This is a genomic window from Dactylosporangium sp. CS-033363 (assembly GCF_050942475.1).
GTDB lineage: Bacteria > Actinomycetota > Actinomycetes > Mycobacteriales > Micromonosporaceae > Dactylosporangium.
Map to the genome: position 1 here is coordinate 1785358 of NZ_CP192032.1, position 14932 is coordinate 1800289.

Annotated in this window: 14 protein-coding genes; 8 read left to right on the forward strand and 6 right to left on the reverse strand. The window is 72.2% G+C overall.

Features of this window, described 5'->3' with window-relative positions:
• Positions 1–6: 6 nt before the first annotated feature.
• Both nrdR and ACQPZ4_RS08200 read left to right on the forward strand, forming a co-directional pair.
• Positions 7–513, forward strand: a complete 507-nt coding sequence (nrdR, locus tag ACQPZ4_RS08195) for a transcriptional regulator NrdR (RefSeq protein WP_433057530.1) — start codon at positions 7–9, stop codon at positions 511–513.
• A gap of 159 nt (positions 514–672) precedes the next feature.
• Complete coding sequence (locus tag ACQPZ4_RS08200) at positions 673–3510, forward strand: vitamin B12-dependent ribonucleotide reductase (protein ID WP_433057532.1); 2838 nt, start codon at positions 673–675, stop codon at positions 3508–3510.
• Positions 3511–3563: 53 nt separating this feature from the next.
• Here the strand turns inward: ACQPZ4_RS08200 and ACQPZ4_RS08205 are convergent, their stop codons facing one another.
• Both ACQPZ4_RS08205 and ACQPZ4_RS08210 read right to left on the reverse strand, forming a co-directional pair.
• On the reverse strand, positions 3564–4553 hold the full coding sequence (locus ACQPZ4_RS08205; RefSeq protein WP_433057534.1) for an ADP-ribosylglycohydrolase family protein: 990 nt from the start codon (positions 4551–4553) through the stop codon (positions 3564–3566).
• Positions 4554–4562: 9 nt separating this feature from the next.
• Positions 4563–6422 (reverse strand): hypothetical protein, encoded by a 1860-nt coding sequence (locus ACQPZ4_RS08210; RefSeq protein ID WP_433057536.1) that lies wholly within the window; start codon positions 6420–6422, stop codon positions 4563–4565.
• A 56-nt stretch (positions 6423–6478) separates the two neighbouring features.
• Between ACQPZ4_RS08210 and ACQPZ4_RS08215 the strand changes: the two genes are divergently transcribed.
• Together ACQPZ4_RS08215 and ACQPZ4_RS08220 are read left to right on the forward strand one after the other, a co-directional pair.
• A complete protein-coding gene (locus tag ACQPZ4_RS08215) occupies positions 6479–7570 on the forward strand; it encodes an acyltransferase family protein (protein WP_433057538.1) in 1092 nt (363 codons plus the stop codon).
• Complete coding sequence (locus tag ACQPZ4_RS08220; RefSeq protein ID WP_433057540.1) at positions 7567–7962, forward strand: GNAT family N-acetyltransferase; 396 nt, start codon at positions 7567–7569, stop codon at positions 7960–7962. The genes ACQPZ4_RS08215 and ACQPZ4_RS08220 overlap by 4 nt, the downstream gene beginning before the upstream one ends.
• Here the strand turns inward: ACQPZ4_RS08220 and ACQPZ4_RS08225 are convergent.
• Both ACQPZ4_RS08225 and ACQPZ4_RS08230 read right to left on the reverse strand, forming a co-directional pair.
• The gene (locus tag ACQPZ4_RS08225) at positions 7945–8628 is read right to left on the reverse strand and encodes a hypothetical protein (RefSeq protein ID WP_433057542.1); all 684 of its coding nucleotides are present in this window, start codon (positions 8626–8628) and stop codon (positions 7945–7947) included. The genes ACQPZ4_RS08220 and ACQPZ4_RS08225 overlap by 18 nt on opposite strands.
• Positions 8629–8686: 58 nt before the next feature.
• Positions 8687–9085 carry a RidA family protein gene (locus ACQPZ4_RS08230; RefSeq protein ID WP_433057544.1) on the reverse strand — a complete coding sequence of 133 codons (399 nt, stop codon included), beginning with the start codon at positions 9083–9085 and terminating at the stop codon, positions 8687–8689.
• A gap of 81 nt (positions 9086–9166) precedes the next feature.
• Between ACQPZ4_RS08230 and ACQPZ4_RS08235 the strand changes: the two genes are divergently transcribed.
• On the forward strand, positions 9167–10165 hold the full coding sequence (locus ACQPZ4_RS08235; RefSeq protein ID WP_433057546.1) for a LysR family transcriptional regulator: 999 nt from the start codon (positions 9167–9169) through the stop codon (positions 10163–10165).
• 17 nt (positions 10166–10182) lie between these two features.
• Entirely contained in the window at positions 10183–10920 is a 738-nt protein-coding gene (locus ACQPZ4_RS08240) for an SDR family oxidoreductase (protein WP_433057548.1), read from the forward strand.
• A 1-nt stretch (position 10921) separates the two neighbouring features.
• Here ACQPZ4_RS08240 and ACQPZ4_RS08245 read toward each other — a convergent pair whose 3' ends face one another.
• Positions 10922–11968, reverse strand: a complete 1047-nt coding sequence (locus tag ACQPZ4_RS08245; RefSeq protein WP_433057550.1) for a lysylphosphatidylglycerol synthase transmembrane domain-containing protein — start codon at positions 11966–11968, stop codon at positions 10922–10924.
• A gap of 70 nt (positions 11969–12038) precedes the next feature.
• Between ACQPZ4_RS08245 and lhgO the strand changes: the two genes are divergently transcribed.
• Positions 12039–13220 (forward strand): L-2-hydroxyglutarate oxidase, encoded by a 1182-nt coding sequence (lhgO, locus tag ACQPZ4_RS08250; protein WP_433057552.1) that lies wholly within the window; start codon positions 12039–12041, stop codon positions 13218–13220.
• A 10-nt stretch (positions 13221–13230) separates the two neighbouring features.
• The gene (locus ACQPZ4_RS08255) at positions 13231–13767 is read left to right on the forward strand and encodes a hypothetical protein (RefSeq protein ID WP_433057554.1); all 537 of its coding nucleotides are present in this window, start codon (positions 13231–13233) and stop codon (positions 13765–13767) included.
• Here the strand turns inward: ACQPZ4_RS08255 and ACQPZ4_RS08260 are convergent.
• On the reverse strand, positions 13764–14714 hold the full coding sequence (locus tag ACQPZ4_RS08260) for a hypothetical protein (RefSeq protein WP_433057556.1): 951 nt from the start codon (positions 14712–14714) through the stop codon (positions 13764–13766). The two genes, ACQPZ4_RS08255 and ACQPZ4_RS08260, sit on opposite strands and share 4 nt — an antisense overlap.
• Positions 14715–14932: the final 218 nt, after the last annotated feature.

Here is a 14932-nt window from a genome sequence, read left to right on the forward strand (position 1 = left end):
ATCGACATGCGGTGCCCGTACTGCCGGCACGCCGACTCGCGAGTGGTGGACTCGCGAGAGGCCGAGGATGGGCAGATCATCCGGCGGCGCCGGTCCTGCCCGGAGTGCGGGCGTCGGTTCACCACCGTCGAGGAGGCGGTGCTCGCCGTGGTCAAGCGCAGCGGGGTCACCGAGCCGTTCAGCCGGACGAAGATCATTGCCGGGGTGCGCAAGGCGTGCCAGGGGCGCCCGGTCGACGAGGACTCGATCGCGCTGCTCGCGCAGAAGGTCGAGGAGACCGTCCGGGCGCGCGGGGCGGCGGAGCTGCCCAGCCACGAGGTGGGGCTGGCCATCCTCGCGCCGCTGCGGGAGCTCGACGAGGTGGCCTACCTGCGGTTCGCCAGCGTGTACCGGTCGTTCGACTCGCTCGGGGACTTCGAGCGCGAGATCGCCGCGCTGCGGGCCGGGGCGGAGGCGCCGGTCAAGGAAGAGCCGGGAGACGGCCCGGCCGTGCCGACGGCGCGCGTGGGCTGAGCGACCGGACCGGCGGCACGGGGACGGTCCGCGGGGGACCAGCCCGAGGAAGCGGACAAACCGCACCAAAAAGCTTGCGGTGGGGTCGGTACGCACATGCGGTACCGGCGAAACCTGACACAGAACGAAAACACAAAACGCTGACTGAGGGGGCCGCGGATGGCGGGGGAGACGAAGACGAAGGCATCGGCACGCAAGGACACGCGGGAGGGGCTGCGGGTCGAGCGCGTCTGGACGACCGAGGGTGTACACCCGTACGACGAGGTGACGTGGGAGCGTCGCGACGTCGTGATGACCAACTGGCGGGACGGCTCGATCAACTTCGAGCAGCGGGGGGTCGAGTTCCCGACGACGTGGAGCGTCAACGCGGCCAACATCGTCACCACCAAGTACTTCCGCGGGGCCGTCGGCACGCCGCAGCGCGAGCAGTCGCTGCGCCAGCTGATCGACCGCGTCGTGTCCACCTACACCAAGGCGGGCCTGCAGTACGGGTACTTCGCGACCGAGGCCGACGCCGAGGTCTTCGGCCACGAGCTGACCTGGATGCTGCTGCACCAGGTGTTCAGCTTCAACTCGCCGGTCTGGTTCAACGTCGGCACGCCGTCGCCGCAGCAGGTCAGCGCCTGCTTCATCCTCGCCGTCGACGACTCGATGGACTCGATCCTCGACTGGTACAAGGAGGAGGGGCTGATCTTCAAGGGCGGCTCTGGCTCCGGCGTCAACCTGTCCCGGATCCGCTCGTCCAAGGAGCTGCTCACCAGCGGCGGCACGGCCAGCGGCCCGGTGTCGTTCATGCGCGGCGCGGACGCGTCGGCCGGGACGATCAAGAGCGGCGGCGCCACCCGGCGCGCGGCCAAGATGGTCATCCTCGACGTCGATCACCCCGACGTGGAGGAGTTCATCGAGACCAAGGCCCGCGAAGAGGACAAGATCCGGGCCCTGCGCGACGCCGGCTTCGACATGGACCTGGGCGGCAAGGACATCGTCAGCGTTCAGTACCAGAACGCCAACAACTCGGTGCGCGTGAACGCCGAGTTCATGCGCTCGGTCGAGGACGACACCGAGTTCGCGCTCAAGTCGCGGCTCGACAACAGCCCCATCACCTCGGTCAAGGGCAAGGAGCTGTTCCGCAAGCTCGCCCAGGCCGCGTGGGAGTGCGCCGACCCGGGCATCCAGTACGACGACACGATCAACGACTGGCACACCTGCCCCGAGACCGGGCGGATCACCGCGTCGAACCCGTGCAGCGAGTACATGCACCTGGACAACTCCAGCTGCAACCTGGCGTCGCTGAACCTGCTGAAGTACCTCAACGCCGACGGCACCTTCGCCGTCGAGAAGTTCGTGAAGTCGGTCGAGCTGGTCATCACCGCGATGGACATCTCGATCTCCTTCGCCGACTTCCCGACCGAGAAGATCGGCGAGACCAGCCGCGCGTACCGCCAGCTCGGCATCGGCTACGCGAACCTGGGCGCGCTGCTCATGGCCAGCGGCCTCGCGTACGACTCGGAGGGCGGCCGGGCCGTAGCCGCGTCGATCAGCAGCCTCATGACCGGCACCGCCTACCGCCGCTCGGCCGAGCTGGCCGGCGTCGTGGGTGCCTACGACGGCTACGCCCGCAACGCCAGCGCGCACGCCCGCGTGATGGACAAGCATCAAGCCGCAAACGCCGTCATCGGTACCGTCGGTGCCGTCGACGCCGCGATCAAGGAAGCGGCCACGGCGCAGTGGGCGCTGGGCAACGAGATCGGCGCGAAGAACGGCTGGCGCAACTCGCAGGCCAGCGTGCTCGCCCCGACCGGCACCATCGGCCTGATGATGGACTGCGACACCACCGGCGTCGAGCCCGACCTGGCCCTGGTCAAGTTCAAGAAGCTCGTCGGCGGCGGTTCGATGCAGATCGTCAACCAGACCGTGCCGCGGGCGCTGCGCACCCTGGGGTACCAGGAGGAGCAGGTCGAGGCGATCGTCGAGCACATCTCGGCGCACGGCCACGTGGTCGACGCGCCCGGCCTCAAGCTCGAGCACTACAGCGTCTTCGACTGCGCCATGGGCGAGCGGACCATCGCGCCGATGGGCCACGTCCGCATGATGGCGGCCATCCAGCCGTTCATCTCCGGCGCCATCTCCAAGACGGTCAACATGCCGGAGTCGGCGACCGTCGAGGACGTCGAGGAGATCTACTACCAGGGCTGGAAGCTCGGCCTCAAGGCGCTGGCGATCTACCGCGACAACTGCAAGGTCGGCCAGCCGCTCTCGGCGGTCAGCTCCTCCAAGAAGGCCGAGCCGGAGCCGGTCGTCCAGGAGGTCGTGAAGACCGAGAAGGTCATCGAGTACCGCCCGGTGCGCAAGCGGCTGCCGAAGAAGCGCCCGAGCTCGACGGTGTCGTTCTCCGTGGCCGGCGCCGAGGGCTACCTCACCGCGTCGTCCTACCCGGACGACGGCCTCGGCGAGGTCTTCCTCAAGATGTCCAAGCAGGGCTCGACCCTCGCCGGCGTCATGGACGCGTTCTCGGTGGCGATCTCGATCGGCCTGCAGTACGGGGTGCCGCTGGAGACGTACGTCTCGAAGTTCGTGAACATGCGCTTCGAGCCGGCCGGCATGACCGACGACCCGGACATCCGCCTGGCCACGTCGATCGTCGACTACGTCTTCCGCCGCCTGGCCCTGGACTTCCTGGACTTCGACACCCGCTCGGAGCTGGGCATCCTGACCTCGGGCGAGCGCGCCGCCCAGCTGCGCGCCGAGGCGGGCGAGTCCGACGTCGACCTGACCGAGATGCGCAACTCGGCCCCGGTCGAGAAGCCCTCGGCGGACAAGGCCAAGCCGGCCGAGGTCGAGGCCCCGCGCCGCATCGGCTCCTCGACCGAGCTGCTCGAACTGGTCCAGGGCAAGGCCGCCGACGCGCCGCTGTGCTTCACCTGCGGCACCAAGATGCGCCCCGCGGGCAGCTGCTACGTCTGCGAGGGCTGCGGCTCCACCAGCGGCTGCAGCTGATTGTTGTTTGCAGTGAACGGCCCGGCCACCTCGGCCGGGCCGTTTCGCTGTTCCTAGGACCAGGCGTTCGCGAGGCGGTTCAGGTCGTCCTTGTACTCGATCCGCTCGTACCAGTCCGCCGGCCAGTCGGTGTCGGGGTGGGCGGCGCCGACGAAGGCGCCCGCCAGGCAGGCGATCGAGTCCGAGTCGCCCGACGAGGCGGCGCCGCGGGCGATGGCGTCGACGGGGGAGCCGGGGAAGAGCAGGACGCAGTAGACCGCCGTCGCGAGGGCCTCCTCGGCGACCCAGCCCGCGCCGCCGGCCGCGCACGGGTCGGCGTCCGGGCCCAGGTAGCGGACCTGGTCCTCCAGGCCCGTGAGGGCGGCCTTGCACTCCTCCCAGCCGCGGGCGATGAAGGCCTCGGGGGAGGCGGTCGCGGGCCGGCGCCAGAGGTCGTCGCCGAGCCAGTCGCCGCGGTACACCGTGTGCTGCGAGTCGCACCGCGCGCGCAGCGCGGCCGGGAGCTCGGCCACCGGCAGGCCGTCGAGGAGCCAGCGGACGGCGAGGGCGGTCAGCTCGGACGCGGCCAGGCCGGTCGGGTGGCCGTGGGTGAGGGCGGCCTGCAGCTGGGCCGCGCCCGCGCGCTCGTCCTCGCTCAGGCCCGGGACGAGGCCGACCGGCGTGACGCGCATGTTGGCGCCGCAGCCCTTCGACTCGCGCACGGTCGCCTCCCACCACGGCAGGCCGCGGTCGAGCTGCTCGCACGCGGCGAGGCAGGTGTTGCCGGGGGCGCGGTTGTTCTCCGGATCGTGCAGCCACTTGACGAACAGGCGGTTCAGGTGCGGCTCGAGCCGCTCGGCGGTCAGGGGGCCGTCGACCAGGGTCAGGGCCGCGCCGACGGCCAGGGCCATCTGGGTGTCGTCGGTGACCAGCGCGCCCGGGGGCAGGTCGCGGGGGCCGCGCGGGCCGAACGTCGCCACGATCTGTTCGTACGTGCGGAACTCGGTGGGCTTGCCGAGCGCGTCGCCGAACGCCAGACCGAACAGGGAGGCCTTCACAGACATGATCGAAAGTTATACCCGTACAACTTCCACCCGTGACGCAGGGTGGCGGGCGCGGACGGCCTCGGCGCGGCGCGCGGACGCGTCGGAGAGGGCGAGGAGCCGCACCGGGCCCTGCATCGTGGCGATCGAGGCGTCGAGGCGGTCCGGGTTGGTCACGGGCAGGTGGTTGTAGATGGCGCCCGCGGTCGCCCCGGAGGTGCGCTGGATGGCGGAGAGGAAGAGCGTCAGGCGGTACGACTCGTAGCCCGTGTCGTCGCCGACCACCAGCACGGGCGCGTCGTCCGGCAGCCGCGCGGCCGCGACCAGGAGGAGGTCGGCCTGGGCGAGGCGCGCCGCGTCCGGGCCCCGCACCCAGGAACGACCCCAGAACCCGCCGGTGTACGGCGTGTCGCCCCGGCCCGCCCCGCTGAGCGCGACGATCGCGATCAGGGCCGGTACCGCGACCGGCAGCGAGCGGTGCCGCCGCGACACGGCGGGCGGCGGGAGGTGCAGCGCCAGCGCGCCCGCGCCCACGAGCAGCAGGGCGAAGACGAGGTACAGCGCCTTGTTCGCGTAGTACCCGCTGCCGACCCCGAACAGCCGTTGCCCCACCAGCAGCACCCCGGCGAACGCGGCGGCGGGGACGAAGCCCAGCGCGTACCGCCGCCAGATCCGGCTGTGCCGCCCGCGCCGCGAGAGCAGGCCGGTGAGAACCAGCGCGGCGAGGGCGGCGAGCGCGTCGCGGCTCAGCACGAGGTACCCGATCACGAACAGCGCGCTGGCCTGGTCGGCGTAGAGCAGCCCGTAGGCCATCGGCGCGGCCGCGGCCAGCCCGCACGCCGCGGCGAGGGCGAGCGCGCCCGGGCGCCGGGCCACGCGCCGCCACTGCGTGCCCAGCCAGATCAGCGCGGCCAGGCCGACGGGCGGCAGGTACAGGTAGTAGGTGAACCCGACCGCGGCCAGCAGCGCGGCGACGAGCAGCAGCTGGTCCCGGGTGCGCGCGACCGGGCGGGCCAGCAGGGCCATGAGCAGCACCGCCTCGGCCAGGCCCAGCACCTGGCTCGGATAGCCGAAGCTCAGCAGCTCCAGCATCTCCCCGGCCGCGCAGACGGCGGCGATCAGCGCGGCGAGGGGCACGCACCGCGCCGGGGTCAGCGCGCCCGCGGCGATCCACTGGGCCGACCAGACAAGAGCCAGGGCCAGGAAGGTGTACCCCACGATCGTGAACCAGAGATAGTGGGTCAGCATTGCGGTACCGACGCCGAAATCGTCCGCCGAGGACCGGACGAACCCGTCGAGCAGGCCTTCCAGCAGGTGCGAACCCTGCGGATAGTCGATCATCCCGCCGTAGACGTAGCGCTCGGCGCGCGCGTGATCGGCGAAGAGGTAGCCGCCGGTGCGCCGGATCGCGTCGAAGACCGCCGCGTGCCGGCCGAGGTCCTCGCCGTCGAGCATGATCGCCAGTTTGGCCTGTTGGCTCGTGTGCCAGGCCGGCCACGCCGCGACCAGCCCGACGACGCCCGCCGCGGCCAGGGCGACGGCGTCGGACCAGCGCGGCCGCGGGAGGCTCGGGCGCCGGCCCGACCACGCGGCCAGCAGGATCAGCACGGTGGCCGCCGTCCCGGCCACGGGGACCGGGTGCAGGCCCCAGGGCCAATACGCGAACCCGAGCCCGGCGACGCAGGTGGCGCCGAGCAGCAGCGCGGCGGCGAGCATCACCCGGTCGAGCAGGCCGCGGCCCCCGCGCAGGAGGGACGCGGTGGCGAGCAGGAGCAGGGGCGGCAGGACGAGGGCGCAGTGGGCCGCGTACAGGGCCGTGACCAGCAGCCACGCGGCCGCGACCAGGGCGAGGATGCGCAGTTGAACACGCCAGGGGGAGGGGACCGGCACGTACAGGTAACGATTTATCGGGAAACTTCGTGTCTGTCCGGTTCGTTGGTCCTTGCGTGACGACGCTGCGTGACCGGTACGACCCGAAGGCCAACGGACTCGGCCTGATCCGCCTCATCCTGGCCCTGTCGGTGCTGGTCGCGCACTCGTGGCCGCTCGGGCTGGGCCGGCCGAACCCGGGGCAGAGCCTGACCCGCGGCCAGGTCGACCTCGGGACGCTCGCCGTCGACGGGTTCTTCGTGCTGTCCGGGTTCCTCGTCGCCGCGTCCGCGCGCCGGACCGGGCCGCTGCGCTTCGCCTGGCACCGCTTCCTGCGCATCTTCCCCGGCCTGTGGGTGTGCCTGGCCGCGACCGCGCTCGCCGCCGCCGTGACCGGGCACGCGGGCGGCTTCGGGTTCGTGCGGTCCAACGTCTTCGGCGCGATCCACCAGTGGGGGATCGGCACGCTGTTCCTCGACACGCCCTATGGGCAGCTCGTGCAGACCAGCGTGGCCAACGGGTCGCTGTGGAGCCTCGTGTACGAGCTGCTGTGCTACTGCGGCCTGACCGTGCTCATCGCGGCCGGGCTGCCGCGCCGCGCGCCGTGGGCGGTGCCGGTGCTGGCTTGCGTGGCGTACGCCGTGCTCGTGATCGATGCGGTGCATGATCCGGTGGCCCCGCGGTACCGTGGCGGCCTTGGTCCCTTGCCTTTGTGGGGCTATGTCGATCTACAGCTCGCCGTCTATCTCGGATTCCTGTTCCTGCTCGGCGCGAGCGTGCAGTTGTATGCCCACCGGGTGCCACTACATCCGTTGTTGGCGATCTTCGCGGCCCTGGTCATGACGGCGAGTCTCGTCTACGGGGGCTTCTTCGTGCTCGGTTACCCGGCTTTTGCCTACCTTCTCCTGTACGCCGCGTGCGCCGTTCCGCCCCGCCTGCACGCGGTCGGCCGGTCGCACGACTACTCGTACGGGATCTACATTTACGCATTCCCGATTCAGCAGACCGTGGCGCATTTCGGCGGCGCGGCGTGGGGCGTGCTGCCGTACCTCGCGCTGTGCGTGCCCGCCGTCCTGCTCGTGGCGGCGGCGTCGTGGCATCTCGTGGAGCGGCCGGCGCTGGCCCTCAAGCACTGGACGGTGCCGGCGCCTCTAACCTTGGCGCGATGAACCTCGCCTGGCGCGCCCCGTTCACCTCGGCCGAGCTTTCCGCGCTGCATCACGCGTGCTTCGGCTCGTTGTCGCCCGTTGATTGGTGGACGCGCGTCAATGCGCACAGCCTCGGCTGGGTCGTGGCCCGGGACGGCGACGTCCTCGCCGGCTTCGTCAACGTCGCGTGGGACGGCGGCGAACACGCGTTCATCCTGGACACGATGGTGGCCGAGGGGTACCGGCGGGGCGGCGTCGCGACGCGGCTGGTGGCCCGGGCCGCCGAGGAGGCCCGGGCCACCGGATGCCGCTGGCTCCACGTCGACTTCGAACCCCACCTCACGAGGTTCTACCTGGAGTCCTGCGGCTTCAGCCCGACGCCGGCCGGGCTGATCTCACTTGGTCTTGCGTAGCGCCTTCAGGTCGGTGTGCGCGGTCTTGGCGGCCTGCCGGATCGGGGCGACCGCGCCCTTGATGGCGTCGCCGTCCTTGCCGGGCTTGAGGGCCAGCAGCGCGGTCGTCTTGCCGTCGAGGTGCTGCTTGACCGCGTCGGCCTTGAGCTTCGTGGCCACCGCGAGCTCGGTGTCGATGGCGGCGGTCAGGCGCACCTTCGGCCCGGTGAGCATGAAGACGCGGTAGTCGAAGACCATGCTCTGCGCGTCGGCCTTGAGCGCCTCGGCCGTCGTCTCGCCCTGGACCTTGGTCTTGAGGGCGGTGAGCCCGCTGCGCTGGTCGGCCACGAGCTTGGTGAGCGTGTCCTTGTGCGCCGCGGTGAGCTGATCGGCCTTCGCGATCACGGCGTCGTCCTTCTTGAGCGCCTCGAGCCGCTTGTCGATGCGCGCGGCCACGGCCTGCTTGGCCTTGTCGAGGTCGGCCCCCTTGCCCTTGACCGTCTCGGCGATGGCGACGGTCGTGATCTCGTCGTCCGCGGCCTGGGCGTCATCGACGGTCAGATCGTCGGCGGTCAGGGTGAGCATGGTGTCCACGGCCGTGCTCGGGTCCTGCTGCGGGAGTGCCCGGCTGCAGCCGCCCACGAAGAGCACACCGGCGGCGAGGGCGATGGCGAGCGTTCGTCTCATGGCGGCCATCGTGCGGTGCATGGGTAAGCGTTCCGCGCGTCCGAACGTAAGGATTCGGTCAACGGGGTACGGCGGCGGTCACCTCGACCTCCAGCAGCGCGCCCGCGCGGAACAGCTTCGAGATCTCGACCGTGGTGCTGGCGGGCGGCGTGCCCGGGAAGAGCTCGCGCCGCACGGTCCCGTACTCCGGCAGCAGCCCCAGATCGGTGACGAACGTCCGGATGTGCGCGACGTGCTCGAACCCGCCCCCGTGCGCGGCGAGGATGCCGCGGACGACCTCGAAGACGTACCGCGCCTGGGCCGCCATGTCGCCCTCCCCGACGATGTCGCCGTCGTCGCCGACCGCGATCTGCCCGGCGAGGAACAGCAGCGCGACGTTGCCGGTGTCCACGCGCGCGACGTGCGAGTACGGCCCGGCGGGCGGCGTCACGCCCGCGGGGCTGTCGAGGATCATCATGCGGTCGACGCTATGAGCCTCGGACGCATGCGACCAGCAAATGTCTGGCATGGCCGCGATGCGCCGTGGGAATGTCACTTCGTGCAGACGGAGATGCTCGAGGTCTTTCGCGAGGTGGCGCGGCAGCGGTCGATCACGGGGGCGGCGGCGACGCTGCGCTACACCCAGTCGGCGGTCTCGCGGCAGATGGCCGCGCTGGAGGCCGAGTTCGGCGCGCGGCTCTTCGACCGGCTGCCGCGCGGGGTGGCGCTGACGGCGGAGGGGCGGTGCCTGCTGGAGCATGCTTCGGCGGTACTGGACCGGCTGTCCTCGGCACGGCGAGACGTGCGGGCGGTGCGGGACGCGCTGATCGGGCGGCTGCGGGTGGGAGCCTTCGCCACGGCGGATGCGGCGGTGGTGCCGCGGGCGCTGGCCCGGTTCCGCGCGTCGCATCCGGGGGTGGAGATCTCGCTGGTGGAGGGGCTGACCTCGCGGCTGCTGGGGGCGCTGCTGGTGGGGGACGCGGATGTGGTGCTGGTGAACGCGAGCGCGGACCGGCCGTTCGCGGACGAGCGGTTCCGGCTGCACCACCTGGTGGACGAGCCGCTGCTGCTCGCGGTCGCGGCGGGGCACCCGCTGGCGCGCCCCGGTCGGGTGGTGCGGCTCGCCGGGGTGGCCGACGAGGCGTGGATCGCCGGGTCGGCGCGGGCGGAGGACACCCTGCTGGCGGCGAGCGCGCGGCGGGGTTTCACGCCACGGATCGAGTTCGTGGTGCAGGAGTGGACGGCCAAGTTCGGGTTCGTGGCCGCCGGGCTCGGCGTGACGCTCGTGCCGGGCCTCGCCGCGCGGACGGCACCCGCCGGCGTGGTGCTGCTGCCGCTCGACCCCGAGGAGGTGCCGCACCGGACGGTGATGGCCGCGACGCTGGCGGGGCGCACGGTGCCGGCGGTGGTCGAGGCCTTCCTCGCAACACTCCGCGCGGCCGCGGTCAGCGAAGTGACACCCGGCGATGCCATGCTCGGCGAGGCGGGGTCGCACGGGGCCGCGCTGGACGAGACGACGCTGCGCGAGGACGCGTCCGGCGAGGCTGACGACGCTTAGGGAAGGGGGACGGGCAGGTGGACGGGACGATTCTGGTGACCGGCGCGACGGGGAAGCTCGGCCGGGTACTGATGACGGAGCTCGAACGGCAGGGCCTGCCTGCGCGCGGGATGAGCCGCTCGGCGCCCGGGATGGCGCGGGCCGACCTGCTGACGGGGGAGGGCCTGCCGGCCGCGCTCGACGGGGCCGCGCTCGTCATCCACGCCGCGACCGACGGGCGGCGCGACGTGCGCGCGGCCGAGCGGTTGCTGGGGGCGCTCAGGCCCGAACAGCACCTGTTGTACGTCTCGATCGTCGGCGTCGACCGCGTGCCCCTGCCGTACTACCGCCAGAAGCTCGCCGTCGAGCACCTCGTGCGGGCGCGCGGCGGCTCCATCTTCCGCGCGACCCAGTTCCACGACCTGGTCTTCACCCTGGCCCACGCGGCCGCGCGGCTGCCGGTCGTGCTCTACCCCGCCTTCGACCTCCAGCCGGTCGACACCCGCGACGTCGCGCGGCGGCTCGGGTCACTCGCCGCCTCCCTCGGCCCGGGCACCGCCCCCGTCGAGGAGGACTTCGGCGGCCCCGAGGTGCGGCCGGTCAGGGACCTGTTCCGCTCGTTCCTCCAGGTGTACGGCAAGCGCCGCCCCCTCGCCCCGCTCCGCCTCCCGGGGAAGACGTTCCGGGGCTACCGCGCGGGCGGGCACCTGGCGCCGGACCACGCCCTGGGCGCGGTGACCTGGGAGGACTACCTGCAGCACCGCGCGGCGGCGTAGCTCAGCCCGCGACGTCCGGCTCCGGCTCCTGCTGGGCCGGTGGTGCCGAGTGCCGAATCCGCCGCAGCCCCACCGCCGCCGAGACGCCGGCCGCCGCCACGTCCGCCAGGGTGAACAGCAGGCGCGAGACCAGCGTCAGCGCCCAAGCGGTCGGCCACGGTACGCCCAGGCCGGCCAGCGCGATCGCCATCAGGAACTCGCGCGCGCCCAGGCCGGACGGGGCGACGATGACGAAGGTGCTGATGCTCATCGCGAGCGCCATGGCGAAGATCGAGCCGATGATCCCGTGCACGCCGGGCAGGTGGGAGCGGACCAGGAAGAAGATGTGCAGGCCCGCCGCGAGGTAGCCGACCGCGCACCAGGCGCTGCTCACCAGGACCGGGCGCCAGGTGATCGGGCGGTCCAGGGCCGGGCGGCGCAGGATGCGCATCGCGCGGCCGACCAGGTACGTCAGCAGCGGCGGGTAACAGCAGGCCAGGCCGAACGGCAGCAGGATGACCGCGCACCAGACGGCCAGCTGGGCGAAGGTGCGGTGCTCGCTCGCGTCCGCGCCGTCGAAGGCCACGCCGAAGCCGGGGGCGGTCAACACCAGGCCCACCGTGACGCCGAGGCCGGTCACGACGGCCGAGCCGATGAAGACCTTGGCGCGGGAGACGCCAACGCGGCGGCCGAGCTCCATCTGGACGACGTACGCCCAGACGGTACCCGGAAGGTATTTTCCTAGGGCTCCGATGAGCTGGATCGGCGCGGCGTCGCGCACGCGCAGGGGGTGGTCGAGGTTGCCGACCATCGCGCGCCAGGCCATCATCGTGGCCCACAGGCACGCGACCGCGCACGCCAGCGAGGCGCCCAGGGACGGCCACGAGAGGCTTCGGAAGGTCGCCGAGACCGAGGACCACTGCTGGACCGTGGTGGCGACGATGAAGTACGCGATCGCCAGCGCCGCGAGGATGCGGACCACCTGGATCGCTCGGGCGCGCCAGGGGCGGGCCGGTTGCTTCGTCACCGCCGGGGCCTGCGTCCCGTCGTCCATTGCCACCCCACTCACGGTCGGTCACGCTAGCACGCCATCTTCAGACCCCTAAGATGGCGCGATCCGAGGTGAATGGAGTCGGCCCGTGCGGTACATCGTCATCGGTGGGGGCATCGTCGGGCTGGCGACGGCCCAGCGGCTCGTCCAGGACCGGCCCGACGCCCGGGTCACGGTCGTGGAGAAGGAGGCCGGGTGGGGTGTCCACCAGACCGGGCACAACTCCGGGGTCATCCACGCCGGGGTGTACTACAAGCCCGGTAGCCTCAAGGCCACACTGTGCAAGGCCGGCAGCGCGTCGATGGTCGAGTTCTGTGCCGAGCACGGGATCGCCCACAAGGTCACCGGGAAGCTCATCGTCGCGACCGCGCCGGAGGAGCTGCCGCGGCTCCGCGCGCTGTACGAGCGGGCGGCGGCCAACGGGCTGCCGGTGCGCATGGTGAGCCAGGGCGAGGCGCGCGAGTACGAGCCGGAGGTCGCCTGCGTCGAGGGCATCCACGTCGCGTCGACCGGGATCGCCGACTACAAGGCGGTCTGCGTCAAGCTCGCCGAGCTGGCCGAGAAGGCGGGCGCGACGCTGCGGCTCAACACCGCCGTGGTGGGCATCCGCGCGTCCGAGCGCGAGGTCGTGGTGCGCACGACGACGGGGGACCTGACCGCCGACGCCGTCGTCAACTGCGCGGGCCTGCACGCCGACCGGGTGGCCCGGATGGCCGGCATCAGCCCGCCCGCGCGCATCATCCCGTTCCGCGGCGAGTACTACGAGCTGCGCCCCGACCGCCGCCACCTCGTCAACGGCCTCATCTACCCGGTGCCCGACCCGCAGTTCCCGTTCCTCGGCGTGCACCTCACGAAGATGGTCGACGGCAGCGTGCACGCCGGGCCGAACGCGGTGCTCGCGATGGCGCGCGAGGGCTACACGTGGGGCAAGGTGCGGCCGCGCGACGTCGCCGACGCCGCGACCTACCGCGGTCTGTGGGCGCTCGGCCGCAAGCACCTGCGCTACGGCCTGACCGAGGTGCGCCGCTCCCTGTCCAAGCGCCGATTCGCGGAAAGCCTGGCCCGTCTGGTGCCTTCAATCACAACCGCGGATCTGGTACCGGCTGAGGCGGGCGTCCGCGCGCAAGCGATCACGCCGGCCGGCGACCTGGTCGACGACTTCCTCATCGTCACGGAGGGCCGGCAGGTGCACGTGCTCAACGCGCCCTCGCCGGCCGCGACGAGTTCACTGGAGATCGCCAAGTACATCACCGCCCGGTTGCCGGTATAGGGTGCGCGTCGTGCGAAGGGTGCTGCTCGCCGTCGTTGCCCTGTCCGCGACGCTCGCCGCCGGGTGCGACGATGCCGGCGCGAGCCCGGCCGCCCAGGCCTCGACCGCTCCGGCGGCCGCCGCCGGGGGAGCCTGCCAGCTGCTCGACTTCGGCATGGTCAATGCCAAGCTGGGGCTGAACCTGTCGATCGCCGCGGGCGCCTCGATGGACAACACGTTCTCCTGCGTGCTGCAGGCGGCCGGCGGCTCCTATCCGGACCTGGTGCTCTCCGTCAGCACGACGAGCATCGGGGCGGACGTGTTCGGCTCGGACGTACAGCCGAAGGACGCCCAGACGGTCGACGGGCTCGGCCTGGTGGGCTACCAGATGCAGACCCCCGCCGCGGAAAAGGCCGGCCCGGGCGTGGAGGTCGGCTGGCTGGCCGGCAACAAGCGGATCATCAAGCTGTCGCTGCGGCTGGCCCCCGGCAACGCCGACGACAAGGCCGCCGAGGCGATGCCGAAGATGATCGAGCTCGCCAAGTTGATCGACCTGAGCAGCCTTTAGAGCCCTGCCGCGGTACGGGCGGCAGCGAACAACTCCTCCGGCTCGCCGAAGTAGCGCCAGGGCCAGACCGCGGCCCGCTCGCCGCCCAGTTCGAGGTGCACCTTGGCCCGGTCCGGCTCGCCGGCCTGGTGATACAGCGCCGCGAACGCCTGGTGCGCGCTCATCGTCCAGGGATTGCTCGCGAAGTCGTCGTACCCGGCGAGCAGGCGCTCGGCCGCGGCGTCGGTCTCGCGGCGGACCGCGGAGTCGGCGAAGTACCGCCAGGCGCGCCAGAACCGGCCGACCACGGTGCCGCGCAGCAGCCCGTCGACGTAGCCTTCGATGTGCGCCAGCGCGACGAGGGCGTGCAGGGGGTGACCGTCCGGCCGCTGCTCCGTGCGGGTGCGGGCGAAGGCGATGACCTTGTCCTGGCTGCCGTACCAGCGGCGGGTGAGGCCGGTGAGGTGCCTGGTGTGCGCCCCGTAGAGGTCGGGGCCCAGGATGCAGGCCCGCTTGAACACGTCGGCCGCCTCGGTGCGGTGCAGCGGCGCGCAGACCACCGCCCCGGCGAGCTCGCTCCACGGCACCGGGTCGTCCCGCGAGAGCGCGGCGGCCTGGCGCAGGGCCGTGCGCGCCTCGGACACGAGCGCCTGCTGCTCCTGCACCAGCCGCTCGGTCACGACCGGCTTGGCGTGGTTGTCCTCGCGCACCGACCAGGCCGCGGCCGCGAGCGAGGCGCCGAGCAGGAGCCACCGCTCGGGCAGGTACGCCTGCTGCGCCGTCAGCTCCCGCAGCGCCTCGATCCGCAGCGCCCCGCCGGCCCCGAGGATGGCCACCGCGTGCTCCCGGTGCACCGGGTCGTCGGCGGCGGCGATGAGCTCGAGCGCGGCGGAGGGGTCGCCGTCGTCGGCCAGGGCCCAGAGCGCCTTGTCGAGCGGCTCATCGGAGAAGGCGCGGTCGAATCCCACCAACTCAGGCTAAGTGCCGAAATTTCCCTTACCGGCGGGTTGCCGGACCAGTCATGCCCTCGGGGTGGCCGCGAGCTCATCCCGCGCCCGCCCGGGACCGCCGGCGTCGGCTGGGCGACAAATCGTGAAATGTCGGGTTGTGCAGGTGGCGCGAATTTCCGCGGCCAGCCCCACGTCGATCTCCAGGGCGCGCTCGTAGTGCTCGCGCGCGTCGGCGG